The organism is Kosakonia sp. YIM B13571 (genome assembly GCF_042788095.1).
Taxonomy (GTDB): Bacteria; Pseudomonadota; Gammaproteobacteria; order Enterobacterales; family Enterobacteriaceae; genus Kosakonia; species Kosakonia quasisacchari.
Genome location: NZ_JBHZPL010000005.1, coordinates 264,277 through 281,213, shown reverse-complemented (window position 1 = coordinate 281,213; position 16,937 = coordinate 264,277). Strand labels below are relative to the sequence as shown.

12 protein-coding genes are annotated in these 16,937 nt (G+C 57.1%); 4 read left to right on the top strand and 8 right to left on the bottom strand.

Annotated features, from left to right (window positions below; genetic code table 11):
* Nucleotides 1-104: 104 nt before the first annotated feature.
* The 3 genes from mtnN to ACFX4O_RS15220 are packed head-to-tail and all read left to right on the top strand — an operon-like array spanning nt 105 to nt 2,234.
* Nucleotides 105-803 (top strand): 5'-methylthioadenosine/S-adenosylhomocysteine nucleosidase, encoded by a 699-nt coding sequence (gene mtnN, locus ACFX4O_RS15230; protein WP_131407975.1) that lies wholly within the window; start codon nt 105-107, stop codon nt 801-803.
* On the top strand, nt 796-1,596 hold the full coding sequence (gene btuF, locus ACFX4O_RS15225; RefSeq protein WP_380209184.1) for a vitamin B12 ABC transporter substrate-binding protein BtuF: 801 nt from the start codon (nt 796-798) through the stop codon (nt 1,594-1,596). The genes mtnN and btuF overlap by 8 nt, the downstream gene beginning before the upstream one ends.
* 14 nt (nt 1,597-1,610) lie before the next feature.
* Nucleotides 1,611-2,234 (top strand): TRIC cation channel family protein, encoded by a 624-nt coding sequence (locus ACFX4O_RS15220; RefSeq protein WP_131407979.1) that lies wholly within the window; start codon nt 1,611-1,613, stop codon nt 2,232-2,234.
* 45 nt (nt 2,235-2,279) lie between these two features.
* On the opposite strand, the gene erpA is transcribed toward ACFX4O_RS15220, so the two are convergent.
* Together erpA and clcA are read right to left on the bottom strand one after the other, a co-directional pair.
* Complete coding sequence (erpA, locus tag ACFX4O_RS15215; protein WP_017457984.1) at nt 2,280-2,624, bottom strand: iron-sulfur cluster insertion protein ErpA; 345 nt, start codon at nt 2,622-2,624, stop codon at nt 2,280-2,282.
* A gap of 81 nt (nt 2,625-2,705) precedes the next feature.
* The gene (gene clcA, locus ACFX4O_RS15210) at nt 2,706-4,112 is read right to left on the bottom strand and encodes a H(+)/Cl(-) exchange transporter ClcA (protein ID WP_380209182.1); all 1,407 of its coding nucleotides are present in this window, start codon (nt 4,110-4,112) and stop codon (nt 2,706-2,708) included.
* A gap of 171 nt (nt 4,113-4,283) precedes the next feature.
* Here clcA and hemL point away from each other — a divergent pair, with 171 nt between their 5' ends.
* Nucleotides 4,284-5,564, top strand: a complete 1,281-nt coding sequence (hemL, locus tag ACFX4O_RS15205; RefSeq protein WP_380209180.1) for a glutamate-1-semialdehyde 2,1-aminomutase — start codon at nt 4,284-4,286, stop codon at nt 5,562-5,564.
* 35 nt (nt 5,565-5,599) lie between these two features.
* On the opposite strand, the gene fhuB is transcribed toward hemL, so the two are convergent.
* From fhuB to hrpB, 6 genes are all read right to left on the bottom strand, one after another.
* The gene (gene fhuB / locus ACFX4O_RS15200; RefSeq protein WP_380209178.1) at nt 5,600-7,582 is read right to left on the bottom strand and encodes a Fe(3+)-hydroxamate ABC transporter permease FhuB; all 1,983 of its coding nucleotides are present in this window, start codon (nt 7,580-7,582) and stop codon (nt 5,600-5,602) included.
* A complete protein-coding gene (gene fhuD / locus ACFX4O_RS15195; protein ID WP_380209176.1) occupies nt 7,579-8,469 on the bottom strand; it encodes a Fe(3+)-hydroxamate ABC transporter substrate-binding protein FhuD in 891 nt (296 codons plus the stop codon). The genes fhuB and fhuD overlap by 4 nt, the downstream gene beginning before the upstream one ends.
* Nucleotides 8,469-9,266 carry a Fe3+-hydroxamate ABC transporter ATP-binding protein FhuC gene (gene fhuC / locus ACFX4O_RS15190; RefSeq protein WP_131407987.1) on the bottom strand — a complete coding sequence of 266 codons (798 nt, stop codon included), beginning with the start codon at nt 9,264-9,266 and terminating at the stop codon, nt 8,469-8,471. Before fhuC ends, fhuD begins: the two co-directional genes overlap by 1 nt.
* Nucleotides 9,267-9,313: 47 nt before the next feature.
* Nucleotides 9,314-11,566 (bottom strand): ferrichrome porin FhuA, encoded by a 2,253-nt coding sequence (fhuA, locus tag ACFX4O_RS15185; RefSeq protein ID WP_380209174.1) that lies wholly within the window; start codon nt 11,564-11,566, stop codon nt 9,314-9,316.
* A gap of 253 nt (nt 11,567-11,819) precedes the next feature.
* Nucleotides 11,820-14,348 carry a bifunctional glycosyl transferase/transpeptidase gene (gene mrcB / locus ACFX4O_RS15180; RefSeq protein ID WP_380209172.1) on the bottom strand — a complete coding sequence of 843 codons (2,529 nt, stop codon included), beginning with the start codon at nt 14,346-14,348 and terminating at the stop codon, nt 11,820-11,822.
* Nucleotides 14,349-14,465: 117 nt separating this feature from the next.
* Nucleotides 14,466-16,895, bottom strand: a complete 2,430-nt coding sequence (hrpB, locus tag ACFX4O_RS15175; RefSeq protein ID WP_380209170.1) for an ATP-dependent helicase HrpB — start codon at nt 16,893-16,895, stop codon at nt 14,466-14,468.
* Nucleotides 16,896-16,937 lie beyond the last annotated feature (42 nt).

Sequence of the window (16,937 nt, the reverse complement as noted above, 5' to 3'; positions counted from 1 at the left end):
CCTCTCCGGTGCTGAGCGTCACGGGATATCATGCAATTGTGTATGCCATGATAGACTATGCCCTGAAAACGTAATCCTGTCTTATCACATTAGCGAGTATCTCCATGAAAATTGGCATTATTGGTGCAATGGAAGAAGAAGTTACGCTGCTGCGTGACAAAATCGAGAACCGTCAGACGCTGAACGTCGGCGGGAGCGAAATCTACACCGGTACGCTGAATGGTACAGACGTTGCGCTGCTGAAATCCGGCATTGGTAAAGTGGCTGCCGCCATGGGCGCGACGCTGCTGCTGGAGCGCTGCCAGCCGGATGTGATTATCAACACGGGATCTGCCGGTGGCCTTGCCGCCACGCTGAAAGTGGGCGATATCGTGGTTTCCGACGAAGCGCGTTATCACGATGCTGACGTGACCGCTTTTGGCTATGATATTGGCCAATTACCCGGTTGCCCGGCGGGTTTCAAAGCGGACGACAAACTGATTGCCGCAGCGGAAGCCTGTATTGGCGAGCTGAATCTGCACGCCGTACGCGGCCTTATTGTGAGCGGCGACGCGTTTATTAACGGTGCCGACGGTCTGGCAAAAATCCGCCATAACTTCCCGCAGGCGATCGCCGTCGAAATGGAAGCGACCGCCATCGCGCATGTTTGCCATAACTACGGCGTACCGTTTGTGGTTGTCCGCGCCATTTCCGACGTGGCGGACCAGGAATCCCACCTGAGCTTTGACGAATTTCTGGTGGTGGCTGCGAAGCAATCCAGCCTGATGGTTGAAACCCTGGTACAGAAACTGGCGCGTGGCTAACTCTCTTTTCAGGGCGCTTGCCGCCCTGCTTATTCTGCTTCCGGCGTGGCTTTTCGCCGTGCCGCGTGTTATCTCACTGTCGCCAGCCAATACCGAACTGCTTTTCGCGGCGGGCATTACACCTGTCGGCGTCAGCAGCTATTCCGATTACCCGCCACAAGCCGCGCAGATTGAACAGGTGGCAAGCTGGCAAGGGATGAATCTCGAACGTATTGTCGCGCTGAAACCGGATCTGGTGCTGGCATGGCGCGGTGGTAACACCGAACGCCAGGTGAACCAGCTCAAGCAATTTGGCATCACCGTGATGTGGGTAGATGCGATCACCATTGAACAAGTCATCGACACGTTGCGTAAGCTCAAAGCGTACAGCCCGCACCCTCAGCGGGCGGAACAGGCGGCGCAAAAGCTGCTTTCCCAGTACAACGCGTTGAAAACTCAATATGCCAGCCTGCCGAAAAAACGCGTGTTCCTGCAATTTGGTGCGCAACCGCTCTTCACCAGCGGAAAAGGCTCGATTCAAAACCAGGTTCTGGAGCTGTGCGGCGGGGAAAATATCTTTGCCGCCAGCCGCGTACCGTGGCCACAAGTGAGCCGTGAACAAGTGCTGGCGCGCCAGCCGCAGGCGATTGTAGTGGCAGGTGATGAAAAAGAGATCCCGCGAATCGAACAGTTCTGGCGAAACCAGCTCAATGTACCGATTATTTCTCTGCACGGTGACTGGTTTGAACGGGCAAGCCCGCGTATTATCCTCGCCGCTCAACAACTCTGCACTGCCCTTGCGCAGGTGAAATAACCGGGGAATTCACCATGCTGGTTTACTGGCTGGATATTATCGGCACCGCCGTATTTGCTATTTCAGGCGTTCTGCTGGCGGGAAAACTGCGAATGGATCCGTTTGGTGTGCTGGTGCTCGGCGTCGTTACTGCCGTTGGCGGCGGGACGATTCGTGATATGGCGCTGGCACACGGCCCGGTATTCTGGGTTAAAGATCCGACGGATTTAGTCGTGGCAATGGTGACCTGCATGTTGACCATTGTGCTGGTGCGCCAGCCGCGCCGCTTGCCGAAATGGATATTACCGGTACTGGATGCCGTCGGGTTGGCGGTGTTTGTCGGTATTGGTGTTAATAAAGCGTTTCTTGCCGAAACCGGCCCGCTGGTGGCGATTTGTATGGGCGTGGTCACCGGTGTCGGCGGTGGTATCATTCGTGATGTGCTGGCGCGTGAAGTGCCGATGATCCTGCGTACAGAGATTTACGCCACCGCCTGTATTGCGGGAGGGATCGTGCATGCGACAGCGTATTACTTATTTGCCGTGCCGCTGGAAACAGCAAGTATGCTGGGCATGGTGGTCACGCTAGTTATCAGGCTGGCGGCGATTCGCTGGCACCTGAAGCTTCCCACTTTTGCGCTGGATGAATCAGGCAGATAACAAAAAGCCGTGTCGCTGACACGGCTTTTTATGCATGAAGGGGCATTAAATACTGAATGAAGAGCCGCAACCACAGGTGCTGGTCGCATTCGGGTTAGTCACCACAAAGCGGGAACCTTCCAGACCTTCGGTGTAATCGACTGAACCACCGACCAGATATTGCAGGCTCATCGGGTCAACTACCAGGCCAACGCCTTGCTTCTCAATGGTCATATCACCATCGTTGATTTGATCGTCAAAGGTAAAACCATACTGGAAGCCGCTGCAACCACCACCGGTGATGTAGACACGCAGCTTCAGATTTGGGTTATCTTCGTCCGCAATCAGGTTTTTTACTTTGTTGGCTGCTGCATCGGTAAACTGCAGCGGCAACGCTACGTCATCACTCATGTCTTGCTCCCGTTGATACTGCGATCTGGTTAAATGGTAACCCGACCTTTTCAGCTATTATCCAATACGCTACTAAATCGTTCAAGTATTCTCCTGCGGCAACTCACTTTCGCGAGCCGCATCCTGCCTGGCAAGCGTACGTGCCAGAATCGCGGAATAGAGCGGTTTTCCACCCAAAAACTGTGCTAAGAGTGTCGCACCAAGACAGGTAATGATCATTGGCAAAATAAGCTGATAATTGTCAGTCATTTCCAGAACTAGCACGATCCCGGTCAACGGCGCACGCAGAGATGCGGCTAATAACGCGCCCATCCCGGCAATGGCAAATGTCCCGGCATCAAGCTGATAATGCGGAAAAATCGCTGCGCTCGCGCTGCCAAATGCCATGCCTAATACCGTGCCAAGCGCCAGCATCGGCGCAAAAATGCCGCCAGGCGCCCCCGAGCTAAAACAGAGCAACGTGGTTGCCACACGAATGAGGAAAATAAACAGCAGTGCGCCGACGGTATAATTTCCGGCGGTTGCAATGGGGATAAGTGCAAAACCCCCGCCGGAAAGCGCAGGCGCAACCAAGCCAAGAACGCCGCAGCAACCGCCGATGACACCGCCAATCAGCACCCATTTCCCGGTATGCCCGCCGTGGATACGCTGAAACAGATCCTGAGTGCGCAACACCAGCGTGTTAAACAGCGGCCCGATCGCGCCAAAAATCATGCCCAGCAGCAGATAAAGCCACAGCGTATTCACCGGCGCATTGCTGAGCTTACCCACGTCGATCACCGCCGCTTCGCCGTTAAACACGCGAAAGACAATGCTCGACATAATCACGCCGGTGAACACGGCTTTAATCGAGATCAGGTTGTAATGAAACTGCGAACGCATCTCTTCAATAATAAAAAGAATGCCAGCCAGCGGTGCGTTAAATGCGGCGGAAAGCCCGGCTGCCGCGCCGGTCGCCAGTAATGTATGACGCGCTTCACCGCTGCGCAGGCGAAACAGGTCGCCCATCATGCGCCCGATATTGCCGCCGATCTGCACGGTTGGCCCTTCCCGACCCAGCACCATTCCCGCGCCAAGCGTTCCCATCCCACCGAAAAACTTAACCGGTAAGACTCGCCACCAGCGCACCGGACGCAGTTCCTCCAGCGCACCTTCAATTTCCGGGATCCCGGAACCGCCCGCTTCAGGAGCGAATCGCCGCACCAGAAAATAACCAATCATCGCCAGCAATGCCGAGCCAATAAATGCCAGCGGCCACACCAGCGCACTGTCCGCCATTTGCGCCAGCGCGCCAATACGGGCGTTCAACACCGCGTTCACGGCTTTTTCAAAAAATACGCCCACCAACCCTGTGGCTGCGCCCGCTACGGCGGCAACCAGCAAAATCGCCAGTGGCGTTTTATCGCGTTGCAGCATCTGGCGCATGATGTTTAGACGTCGCCGTTGCTCAACCTGCTGTTGTTCAAATGAAGGAATTTGCGCTGACATTGATTTTCGATGAGTAATACAAAAGGGGGCATTTTACCCGGCAAGCGCCGCCGCGTCGCGGGCAAAATCCCTGCAAAATATGTCGTTTCACCGGGGCAAAACTTTCATAACATTCCCGTAATCACATAGAATGGCCAGCATTGATTTTTCCACGAACCAGGAATGAAAAGCATGAGTAAGTCTGAAAACCTCTATAACGCAGCGCGTGAGCTTATCCCGGGCGGTGTGAACTCACCGGTGCGCGCCTTTACCGGCGTGGGCGGTACGCCGCTGTTTATCGAGCGTGCTGACGGTGCTTATTTGTATGATGTCGACGGCAAAGCTTATATCGATTACGTCGGATCCTGGGGACCCATGGTGCTCGGTCACAACCACCCGGCGATTCGCAACGCGGTGATCGAAGCGGCCAGCCGCGGCCTGAGCTTTGGTGCGCCCACCGAGATGGAAGTGAAAATGGCGGAACTGGTCACCGAACTGGTACCAACCATGGATATGGTGCGCATGGTGAACTCCGGTACCGAAGCGACGATGAGCGCCATTCGTCTGGCGCGCGGGTTTACCGGACGCGATAAAATCATCAAATTCGAAGGTTGCTACCACGGCCACGCCGACTGCCTGCTGGTGAAAGCCGGTTCCGGTGCGCTGACGCTGGGCCAGCCGAACTCACCGGGCGTGCCGGCCGATTTCGCCAAACACACCCTCACCTGCACGTATAACGATCTGAGTTCGGTACGCGCGGCGTTTGAGCAATATCCGCAGGATATCGCCTGTATCATCGTCGAACCGGTCGCCGGAAATATGAACTGTGTGCCGCCGCTGCCGGAATTCCTGCCGGGCTTGCGCGCGCTGTGCGATGAATTCGGCGCACTGCTGATTATTGATGAAGTGATGACAGGTTTCCGCGTCGCGCTGGCGGGTGCCCAATCTTACTATGACGTAGAACCCGATCTGACTTGCCTTGGCAAAATCATCGGTGGCGGCATGCCCGTCGGCGCATTTGGTGGACGTCGCGATGTAATGGAAGCGCTGGCACCCACCGGCCCGGTCTATCAGGCGGGTACGCTCTCCGGCAACCCGATTGCCATGGCGGCAGGCTATGCCTGTTTAACCGAAGTTGCCCAGCCGGGCATTCACTCCACACTGACTGAGCTGACCACACGGCTGGCAAATGGCCTGCTGGACGCCGCACAGGAAGCGGGCATTCCGCTGGTGGTTAACCATGTTGGCGGGATGTTTGGTCTGTTCTTTACCGATGCCGATAGCGTGACCCGCTATCAAGACGTGGTGAAGTGCGACGTAGAACGTTTTAAACGTTTCTTCCATTTGATGCTCGAAGAAGGCGTGTATCTGGCGCCGTCGGCATTTGAAGCGGGCTTTATGTCTGTCGCGCACAGTGAAGAGGACATTGACAACACCATCGACGCTGCGCGTCGCGTGTTCGCCAAATTGTAACGACAAGGCCTCTCCCACCAGGGAGAGGCGCTCTTTTAGCGGCTCTGCTTTCTCAGCAAATAGATAAAGTATGGCGCGCCGATAAAGGTCGACAGCAACCCCGCTGGGATCTGAAACGGAAACAGCAACATCCGCCCGCACCAGTCGGCAAACACCAGCAGTAATCCCCCCACCAGCGCCGAAATCACAATATGCGGCATCGTGCGACGAAAACCCATCATCCGCGCGATATGTGGTGCCATCAGACCAACAAAACTGAGCGGGCCAATGGTCATTGTCGCCGTTGCCGTTAGTGCCGCAGCCAGTAACAACAGGCCGACGCGCGAAGGTGTCAACGCCATCCCGACCGAGCGCGCGGTATCCCCACCGAGCGGTAAGATCATTAACCAGCGGCGACACAGCGGTGTCAGCGCCAACAAAATCACCATCATCACGCCAGTCTGCAAAACCTGATCGCCGGACGCGTTGTAAGTGCTGCCAGAAATCCACGTCAGGATCTTCGCCATGCGCGGGTCACCGCTTGCCTGCAGCATCATCAGCAACATGGTAAACGCGGTGCTCAGCGCCATCCCTGCTAGCAGCATTCGGTGCGGAGAAAATCCGCCACGCCCGGCGGCAACCATAATAATCAGCAACGTCACCGCGGCTCCCACACTCCCGGCGGGCATCAGCCAGCCAAACGCGTTACCCGGTACGAAAAACAGCATCAATACCACGCCAAATGCCGCGCCTGAGCTTATCCCCAACACTTCCGGGCTGGCCATCGGATTGCCGGTCAGGCGCTGAATAATACAGCCCGCCACCGCCAGCATCACACCTGCGGTAAGCGCAGCGACAATGCGCGGCCAGCGCCACGGCATCAATTCCTCGAGCAACTGACCGCGGGCAAAATGCCAGCCTGTCGCATCACGCCCGAACGTCAGCGCCAGCCACATCGCCAGCAACAGAAGTACTAAACCGCCCAGCGCAAACCACTGTATCTGCTGGCGCTCAGCGACCACCTTATCCCCGCCGTCCATTGCCGGGGCGCTCATACTGCGCAGCCGTGGCAGCAGCCACAGCAACAGCGGCGCACCAATCAGCGCGGTGATCGAACCGGTAGAGACTTCCATCCACACTCGCGTCAGCCACCAGATAACTTGATCGGAGAGCCAGAGGATCAACGCACCAATCAACGGCGCTAGCAGCAAGCGTGACAACAAGCGACGCGCACCCAGCATTTTCGCCAGCAGCGGCGCAAACAGACCGATAAAGCCGATAATGCCAACCGCATTGACCAGCAACGCACTTAGCGCAATTGCCAGCGTCAACGCCGCCAGGCGAGCCAGCGACAGCGCCAGACCAAGATTGCGCGCAACGCCATCATCAAGCCCCATCAGCGTTAGCGGGCGCAACAGCAATAGCGTTAACACCGCACAGCCAAGCAACTGCGGCCACAATCGCTGCACGATGCTCCAGTCGGTTTGCGTTAGCGTCCCGGTGCTCCATAAAAACATGCTTTGCAGTTGATCGTGATGGAACAGCGCCAGCAGCTGATTAATCGCCCCGCAATAGAGGCTCACCACCAGACCGGCGAGGATCAGCGTGACCGGCGATAAACGCTTTCCCCAGGCCACGCCAAACACCAGCGCGCCGACCGCACATGCCCCGGCAAGCGCAGCAAACTGTGACGCCATCACACCGGGAATCGCCCACAGCGTAGTAATGGTGATGCCCAGTTGCGCCCCGGTTGCCACACCCAGCGTTGTCGGTTCGGCAAGCGGGTTACGCAGCACCTGCTGAAACAGCACGCCGACCAGACCAAGCCCGGCGCCGACCAGCAGAGAAATCACCAGACGCGGCAACAAACTGTAGTGGAACAACATCTGAACGATAAAGTTGATGTCCGGCGCGACGAAGGCCTGCGCCCACTGCGCGCGCGGCAAAGCGATAGTTAAATTGTTCCACGTAAGTACGGCGGCAATGATAAACAGCACCGTCAGCAGCAGCGCGGGGAAAGGCGAAACACGTCGGTTCATGCCCGGCCTCCCAGCGCATTATCCAGCACGCGAGTAAAATGCATCGCCGACAGCGTCGCGCCATAAAACCAGACCGCTGGCACCCGCTGGAAACGCCCGGCGCGCACAAAAGGCATTGCCTGCCACAGCGGCGTCGCCATCAGTTTTTGCATATCCTGTTCGTTACCGTGATCAAAACAGATCACATCAACATCTTTGTATTCCGCCAGCCGGTCGATACCCACCGCCACGCTGCCCCAGAAAGAGGTTTCGCCATGCCAGGCGTTGCGAATACCCACGCTATCGAGCACTTCCTGGAACAGGCAGTTTGGCCCGAACGCCAGCACATGGCGCGGATCGAGCAGCGTGATCATCAACAAAGGGCGATCGCCGCGACGGGCAAAATGCGGTTTTCGCGCTTCGATCAGGGCATCAAATTCGTCGAGATGTTTTTTCGCAGCCGCTTCCAGATTCAGGATCTGCGCCATCTCGTTTAACGAGTGCTTCGCCATCGCCAGCGGCTTTTTGCCGTCACTAAAGGTGAAGCCGCGACCCGGCGCGATTTTCGCCAGCTTCTCTTCGGAAGGACCGTATCCTGCCGACCACACCAGCCAGGAGGGTTTCATTTGCGTCAGCAATTCGAGGTTCGGCTCGGTACGCAGCCCGACATCAATCACCGAAGCAGGCAGCGCAGGCTCGTTGACCCACAAGTTGTAACTCTGCACATCTGCAACGCCATAAGGCGCGACGCCGAGCGCCAACAGCAGCTCAACCGGCAACCACTCCAGCGCGACAATACGCGTCGGATCGATCGCCGCGGCTTGCGCGTTGCGCATGTTCCACAACAGGGGGGAGAGCGCCATCGCCGTCAGTAAGCGACGACGGCTAATATGATGTAATCCAGCCATTAGTAGACAAAACTCACCGGTGCTGCACCCGCAGGATGCGGCAATATTCCCATCGGGATGCCGTAAATGTGTTCCAGCGTTTCGGCGCGCATTAAAACTTCCGGCGTGCCTTCAGCGATCATTTCACCACCGCGCAGCGCCACCAGATAATCGCAATACCGCGCCGCCATATTAATGTCGTGCAGCACGGCAATCACCGTCAGCCCGCGCTGCTGGCTCAACCGGTGCACCAGCGCCAGCACATCCACCTGATGCGCGATGTCCAGCGCCGAGGTGGGTTCATCCAGCAGCAGGCAGCGGCTATCTTGCGCCACCAGCATGGCGATCCACGCGCGCTGGCGTTCGCCGCCGGAGAGGCTATCCACCAGGCGGTGCGCCAGCGGTTTTAACCCCACCAGCGCAATCGCTTCTTCCACTTTTTCTCTGTCGGCAATGCCAAAGCGCCCCAACGCCCCGTGCCACGGGTAACGACCAATCGCCACCAGTTCACGTACCGTCATCCCTTCCGCCTGCGGCAACTGCTGCGGCAAATAGGCCACCTTGCGGGCAAAAGCCTTGCTGTTCCAGCTAGCGAGCGGTTGCCCATCAAGCAGAATGTCCCCGTCCGAGGGCGGTTGGTGGCGGCCAAGCATTTTCAGCAGCGTGGATTTACCGGAGCCGTTGTGACCAATCAAGCCGGTGACTTTGCCTACCGGAAAGGTCAGCGACAGCGGGTGCAGCAGCGTACGACCGGGCACACGAAAGGTGACATCGGTAAGTTGAAAGGTGGTATCGGGAAGCGCGTTGTTTTCCTGCATGGTTGCCAACTTATAAAAGGGCACGGCGAACCGTGCCCGAAGAGAGATTAGAAGCGGAAAGTTGCGGTCGCCACCACCTGGCGTTCTGCGCCCCAGAAGCAGCCGTAAGTGTTAAAGCAGCTTGCGACGTATTCACGGTCAAGCAGGTTGTTGACGTTCACTGCCACGTTGGAGCCAGCCATACCGAAGCGAGCGAGATCGTAACGAACCAGCGCATCGACAACCGTGTAGCTACCAACCTTGAAGGAGTTCGCCGGGTCGCCATAGCTGGAACCGGTCAAGCGAGCGCCGGTGCCTAACGTCAGGCCAGAGAGCGCGCCGTCGTAGAAGGTGTAGTCGCCCCACAACGATGCCATGTGTTTTGGCACCTGCGCCGGGGTGTTACCTTTGTAATTGGTATCGGTGGTGTATTCCGCCTGTGTATAGGTGTAAGAACCGACCATATTCAGGTTGGTTGACAGCGCCGCTTTGGCTTCGATCTCAACGCCGCGCGCGCGAATTTCACCGCCCTCAACCGACCAGAAAGAACCCGCCGGATCGGCCATCAGGTTGTTGCTTTTGGTGAGCTGATAGACCGCGCCGGTCAACACAATCGGACGATCTTTCGGGCTGTATTTCACACCGGCTTCGTATTGCTTGCCTTTCGACGGTGCAAAGATCGCACCGCTCGCGCCGCTGGTAGAAGCCGGTTCGAACGATTCGCTGTAGCTGAAATACGGCGTTACGCCGTTATCGAACAGGTAGTTAACGCCACCGCGCCAGGTGAACTGGTTATCGTCGCGTTTTGTTGTGGTATCCGAGGTGCGGTTGTACGCGCTCTGTTTAGCCCAATCGTAACGTCCGCCCAGCGTCACCAGCACCTTATCCCACTGCGCCTGATCCTGAGCATAAACCCCCGTTTGCTGCTGGCGGTTCAGGATCTGGTATGCGCCTGAAGGTGTGGAATGCGCGTCGAAGTCGAAATCGCTGCGATCCAGATTGTAAATATCCGACGGCACAACAGAACCGGCATAGCCAAACCACGAATTGATGTCATTGCGCATACGCATGTAGTCGACACCGGTCAGCAGGATATGATCGATATCACCGGTAGAGAAGGTGCTTTGCAGTTGCGTATCAACAGAGAAGTTCTGCAATTTCTCGCTATCAATCACGTACTGGCGCGTCAGGTAGTGTCCCCATTCAGACTGGGCGATACCTGCGCACGGGCTGGTTGATGGATTGCTGGAATAGAGCGGATCCGAGCACATGCCATAACCGTACACGCTGTTTTGCGAGGTTTTGTTTTGCGCGTAACGCAGATTCTGGCGCACGGTAAAAGTGTCGTCGAACGCGTGTTCGAAGCTGTATCCCACCATTTTCTCATTACGGGAATAGGTATTGTTCTTCACACCTTCGTTGAAATCGGTCGATAAACGCTTACCGTTGGGCAACGGATCAACGGTCCCCTCTTTCGGCAACCAACCGTAATAACCGGTATCTGGCTCGTTCTGGAAATAGGACAAGAAAGTGAAGTTGGTCTTGTCATCAGGACGCCAGCTAAACGATGGCGCAATGGTGTAGCGCTGTTCTTTTTTATCGACCTGCTGTGCGTTAGCAGAACGCGCTAAACCGGTTAAACGGTAGGAGAAAACACCGTCGTCATCCAGCGCATCGCTAAAATCAAAACCGGTCTGGAAAAGATTATTGGTACCGGCTTTAAACTGCACTTCATACAGCGGTGTGGTGGTCGGGCGCTTGCTGACCATATTCAACAAGCCGCCAGGGCTGCTTTTTCCATACAGCACGGAAGTGGGGCCGCGCAGGATTTCCGCACGTTCAACCATGTAAGGGTCAATTACCGCGTCGTTGTAGAAGTTGCCCTGCATCTTCAAACCGTCGAGGTAGTTGTTCTGGCTCTGCCCGTCGGCAGCAAAACCACGAATAATCAGGTAGTCATAAGTGTTGGATGCGCCACGCGTACCGACAGCAACACCCGGTGTATAACTGAGGGCTTCCTTGACCGATTTCGGCTGATGTAACGCGATCTCTTCGCTGGTCACCACAGAGATAGATTGCGGTGTTTTCTCCAGCGGCATATCGGTTTTCGTCGCCGTTGCCGTGTGTTTCGCGGCGATGGTCGCCGCCGGTCCCCATGCACTTTCCTGCGGAGCCGCGCTGGTGGTGACGGTGATGGTTTCTTCTTTTTGGGTTGTTGCAGCCTGTGCGTAAACAGACATGCCGCTAACCGCTGTGGCTACTACAACTGCGATTTTACGCAGCGTAGTGTTGACTGGCTGAGCAGTGTTAGGACGCGCCATTAGTTTATCTCTGATTCAAATGAGTTAATGATAACGTAAACGAGAATTATTATTATGACCGCAGCATAATATGCGAAGCGCTGTGCGCATAGCAAGTAGTAAGCCGCCTGAAACGGCCTGAAGGATTAAGAAGTAACCAGATAAACAGCAGGGAGTTAAGGGCGGTTTACTGCATCATTATTGGCATGTATGCGGGCGTTAAAAAACCCCCGATGTTACCAACGGGGGTTTCAGGTTTTGTCACGGCAGAAAGTTAGTTACCGCCGAACATCTCTTTTATCCAACCAGCGACGCCATCGCTTTTCTGCTCCTGCTGCGGCGGCTGTTGAGGCTGCTGCTGCGCTGGTTGCTGCGGCTGCTGGGATTGATCAAACGGGTTCCCGGTTTGCGGCTGCACCTGGTTTTGCTGGCACAGCATTTCCGGGTTGGTCGTCCAGACCGGCAATTGGCGCACGCCGCCACCGCCACAGACAAAGTTACCCATATCATCAACGCCCATCGTGTTGATGTCTTCTGGCGGCGTCAGATCCAGCGGGATCGGCGACTGGTTTTCCAGATAACGCTGGTAAATCGCCATCGCGCCGCTGGCACCATACAGCTTCGTCGGCTGGTTATTATCGCGGCCGACCCAGGTAATCGTCACTTCGCGCCCGTCGATGCCCGCAAACCAGGTATCGACGTTATTGTTGGTGGTACCGGTTTTACCTGCCAGATGCAGACCCGGATACTTCGCGCCAAGCTGACGACCCGTCCCACGCAGAACAACCTGCTGCATCGTCCACAACGTCATGTACGCCGCCTGCGCCGGTACAGCGCGCTCGGCCTGCGGGAAGCTCTGATACAACACCGTACCGTCTTCAGCGATCACCGAACGCAGCGCGGAAAGCGGCGCGCGGTTACCGCCGCTGGCGATGGTCTGGAAAGCCTGCGCCACTTCAATCGGCGTCAGGTTCAGCGCACCGAGCAGCATAGATGGCATGCCGGTCAGTTGATCTTTCGGCGCACCCAGTTTCTGCCAGGTATCCGTTACCGCAGGTAACCCTACCGCCATCCCGAGGTTCACCGTGGGTACGTTCATCGAGCGGGTCAGCGCATCCACCAGCATCACCTGGCCGCTAAAACGACGGTCATCGTTCTGCGGTGCCCACACCTGGCCGTTAGACAAGCGCAACGAAATCGGCGCATCGGCAATCCAGGTATTCAGGCGATAGATGTTCGGCTGGCTCAGCGCCGTCAGGTAGGTTGCCGGTTTCGCCAGCGAACCAATGGAACGGCGCGCCTGCATCGCACGGTTATAGCCCGCGAACTGCGGCGTCGCACCGCCGACCATCGCGCGCACTTCGCCGGTGTAGCGGTCAACCACCACCATTGCCGTTTCAAGATCGGTCAGCTTGCGCTGTTTGATCAACAGCGGAATACCTTCCACAGCCGCTTTTTCGGCGGCGTCCTGCGCCACGGAATCAAAGGTGGTGAAGATCTTCACGCCGGAGAGATCTTTCACCTTATCGCCGAGCTTAGCCTGCAACTCCTGGCGCACCATCTGCATAAATGCCGGCTGCGGTGAAATCACCCCGCCACGCGGCTGCACACCGAGCGGACGCGCGCTCAGCATGTCATACAGTTCCTGGTCGATAACGTTCTGCTGTTGCAGCAAACGCAGCACCAGGTTACGACGCTCCAGCGCCAGTTTCGGGTTACGCCACGGGTTGTAGATTGACGCGCCTTTGACCATCCCCACCAGCAATGCCTGCTGATCGAGGCTCAGCTCTTCCACCGGACGGCCAAAATAGTAGAGGCTCGCCAGCGGGAAACCGCGGATCTCGTTGTCGCCGCTCTGACCGAGGTACACCTCGTTCATATACAGCTCAAGAATGCGATCTTTGCTGTAGCGGGCATCCATAATCAGCGCCATATAGGCTTCGTTGGCTTTACGCCAGTAGGAGCGCTCGCTGCTGAGGAACAGGTTTTTCACCAGTTGCTGCGTCAGCGTACTCGCCCCTTGTACTGTGCGTCCGGCGGTCAGGTTTGCCAGTACCGCACGGCCAATAGAGTAGAAGCTAATGCCGTCGTGCTCGTAGAAGTGGCGGTCTTCGGTCGCCAGCAGCGTATCCACCAGCAGATCCGGGAAGCCATTGCGCGGCACGAACAAGCGCTGCTCGCCATTAGGCGAAGAGAGCATGGTAATCAAGCGCGGATCGAGACGGAAGAAACCGAACTGGCGGTTGCTGTCCATATTTTCGATGGTTTCCAGACGAGAGCCGTCAAAGGTCAAACGCGCGCGCACCTGCCCTTCTTTACTGTCCGGGAAATCAAACGGGCGGCGGATCATCTCAATGCTTTTCGCCTGCACGGTAAACTCGCCGGGACGCGTCATCTTCGTCACCTGGCGGTACTGCGTGGCTTCCAGCAGTTTCACCATCTCGTTTTTACTGATCGCCATATCCGGTTCGAGGTTGACCATACGGCCATACACCGCGGCAGGCAATTGCCAGACTTTTCCGTCGATACGGGCACGGATTTTTTGGTCCAGATAAACGCCATAAATGGCGCACAGCACGGCCAGAACGATGGCAATTTTTAACAGCAGCCAGAACCAACCGCGTTTGCCGCGTGGCTGCTTGCCTTTGCCTCTTCCTTTTTTCGGCATCGGTTCCTCGTCTTCATCGTCATCTTCATACTCGTCGTACTCCTCTTCCCGAAGTCGACGACGACTGATTTTCTCTTTCGCCGGACGCGCTGGTTTACCCTTGCGTCCAATTGGCTCGCGGTCATTCCCCGCCATGCTTTACTCTCCGCAACTTTCAGGCGCAAGGGCCTGATTCTCAACTCTTCCGCACCAGGGCAGAAGAAGAAATCTCTCAATTTATCGCACTGTTTGATGGCAAGAAACCCATCGCGGTTACGAATACTTTTTGGTGCGCCGCGTCGGTGCCGTATTGGCCGGATCGTCCGGCCAGACATGCTTCGGGTAGCGCCCTTTCATCTCTTTTTGCACTTCGCGATACGCGCCCGCCCAAAACGCGCTTAAATCACGGGTGATTTGCAGCGGACGTTGCGCAGGGGAAAGCAGTTCCAGTACCAGCGCCACGCGCCCTTGCGCAATGGTCGGCGTTGTCGCTTCGCCAAACATCTCTTGCATACGCACCGCCAGCGCTGGCGGGTTATCTTCGTGATAACGAATCGCTATCCGGCTTCCCGTCGGCACAGTGTAATGCGCAGGCAGCTCACTATCCAGACGTTGACGTAATGACCACGGCATCGCATTTTGTAACGCTTGCGTAACATCGAGCGCTTTCAGCTCGCGCAACGAGCGGATACCGCTCATTTGCGGCAATAACCACTGTTCAAGATTTTCCAGCAGCGAGGCCTCATCGACCGCTGGCCAGTCAACTTCCGGCAGCCACTTCGCCGCACAGTGTAAACGCAAGCGCAATTGCTCGGCATCGGGCGTCCAGTTCAGTACCCGCAAGCCCTTATCACGAATGCCGTTCAGCATCGCCTGATGCAACTCCTCTTCCGAGGGTTTCGCCAGCGGCTGTACTTTTAACGTCAATTGACCTATCTGGCTACGACGAAACGCTTTTAACGTGCCCTGCGCCTCGTCCCACTCAACCGTGTCCGACTGCTGCAATAAATGCGGGCAACGGGTGATAAGCGCGTCAATATCCAGCGGCAACGCCAGCAAAATCCGCGCATCAGGTGACTGGCTACCCTGCAACAGCAGTGGCGCTATCAACCACTCGTGACGGTTGAGCGCATCATCTGCATCCAGCGTTGCGCCCATGCCGTTCGCCAGTTGGTAACGCCCTTCCTGGCCGCGCCGACGGGCGATACGATCGGCAAAGGCGCTTGCCAGCAGCGGTGCCAGCATGGTGTTGTCCAGCTCGCCATCACTGCTTTTCAAGCGACGAGCCAGCTGGCGCGCGCGCTGTTGCCAGTTCGGCTGGTTACGTGAAAACGCCGCACTTAAGTCACTGCTGCCGCCGCGCGGCGGTTCTTCCAGAATCGCCGCCAGCTTCGCCGCCGTGGCAATTTCGTCACCGCCTTTTGCCGCCGCCAGCATCGCTGCCAGGCGCGGATCGTTACCGAGCGCCGCCATGCGTTGCCCAAACGGTGTTAGTCGCCCCTCGTCAAGCGCCTGCAGTTGGCTGAGCAGCTTGCGCGCCGCGGCGAGATTAACCGCCGGCGGTAGATCCAGCCAACTAAGCTGGGCAGGATCCTGGCATCCCCACTGTATTAATTCCATCAACAGCCCGGATAAATCGCTACTCAATATTTCAGGGCTGCTCTGTGCTGCCGCGCGTTCCGCCAGCTCTTTACTCAGTAAATGCACGCAAATGCCAGGCTCAAGACGACCGGCACGCCCGGCGCGCTGCGTCATCGAGGCCACACTGATACGCTGCGTCACCAGCCGGGTTAACCCGCTGCGAGCATCAAACCGCGCGACGCGCTCCTGGGCGCTATCGACCACCAGGCGAATGCCTTCAATGGTCAAACTGGTTTCGGCAATATTGGTGGCGAGCACCACTTTTCGCTGCCCTGTGGGCGCGGGCAAAATGGCTTTACGCTGCTCACTGAGCGGCAGTGCGCCGTATAACGGGCAGAGCAGAACATCGCTGCCAACGCGGGAAGCCAGTTGCTCCTGTACGCGCTGGATTTCACCGACTCCCGGCAAAAACAGCAGCAGCGAACCGGGTTCATTACGCAGTAATTCCGCTGTCGCCTGCGCCACCGCGTCGTCAAAGCGAAGATGGGTCGGCAATGGCTGATAGCGTTGCTCAACCGGATAGGCACGCCCAGCAGAAACAATGGCTGGCGCATCCGGCAGCAGCGCTTGTAAACGGGCATTATCAAGCGTTGCCGACATCACCAGCAGTTTGAGGTCATCGCGCAGCCCTTGCTGCACGTCCAACAGCAGCGCCAGGGCGAGATCCGCTTGCAGGCTGCGCTCGTGAAACTCATCAAGGATCACCAGCCCCACGCCGCTGAGTTCCGGATCTTGCTGAACCAGCCGCGTCAAAATCCCTTCTGTCACCACTTCGAGCCGGGTATTTGGCCCCACGCAGGTTTCCGCGCGCATCCGGTAACCCACGGTTTCGCCCGGTTTTTCATCAAGTAGCTCCGCCAACCGCTGGGCCACATTGCGCGCCGCCAGCCGACGCGGTTCAAGCAGCAAAATACGGCCAGTAATGTCGCCTTGTTGCAGCAGTTGCAGCGGCAACCAGGTCGATTTCCCTGCGCCAGTGGGTGCGCTTAATAGCACTTGTGGCGCAGCGCGCAAGGCAGAAAGGATATCGGGCAGAACGGCGGCGACTGGCAGTGAGGACACAAAAGCTCCGGAGGGTTAACATAAGCCGGCCAGCAGTATAAC

What these genes read in the sequence shown, in the direction of transcription:
- fhuA (WP_380209174.1), bottom strand. Translation starts at nt 11,566, where the DNA reads ATGGCGCGTCCTAACACTGCTCAGCCAGTCAACACTACGCTGCGTAAA.
- clcA (WP_380209182.1), bottom strand. Translation starts at nt 4,112, where the DNA reads ATGTCAGCGCAAATTCCTTCATTTGAACAACAGCAGGTTGAGCAACGG.
- mrcB (WP_380209172.1), bottom strand. Translation starts at nt 14,348, where the DNA reads ATGGCGGGGAATGACCGCGAGCCAATTGGACGCAAGGGTAAACCAGCG.
- ACFX4O_RS15220 (WP_131407979.1), top strand. Translation starts at nt 1,611, where the DNA reads ATGCTGGTTTACTGGCTGGATATTATCGGCACCGCCGTATTTGCTATT.
- fhuD (WP_380209176.1), bottom strand. Translation starts at nt 8,469, where the DNA reads ATGGCTGGATTACATCATATTAGCCGTCGTCGCTTACTGACGGCGATG.
- mtnN (WP_131407975.1), top strand. Translation starts at nt 105, where the DNA reads ATGAAAATTGGCATTATTGGTGCAATGGAAGAAGAAGTTACGCTGCTG.
- hemL (WP_380209180.1), top strand. Translation starts at nt 4,284, where the DNA reads ATGAGTAAGTCTGAAAACCTCTATAACGCAGCGCGTGAGCTTATCCCG.
- fhuC (WP_131407987.1), bottom strand. Translation starts at nt 9,266, where the DNA reads ATGCAGGAAAACAACGCGCTTCCCGATACCACCTTTCAACTTACCGAT.
- fhuB (WP_380209178.1), bottom strand. Translation starts at nt 7,582, where the DNA reads ATGAACCGACGTGTTTCGCCTTTCCCCGCGCTGCTGCTGACGGTGCTG.
- erpA (WP_017457984.1), bottom strand. Translation starts at nt 2,624, where the DNA reads ATGAGTGATGACGTAGCGTTGCCGCTGCAGTTTACCGATGCAGCAGCC.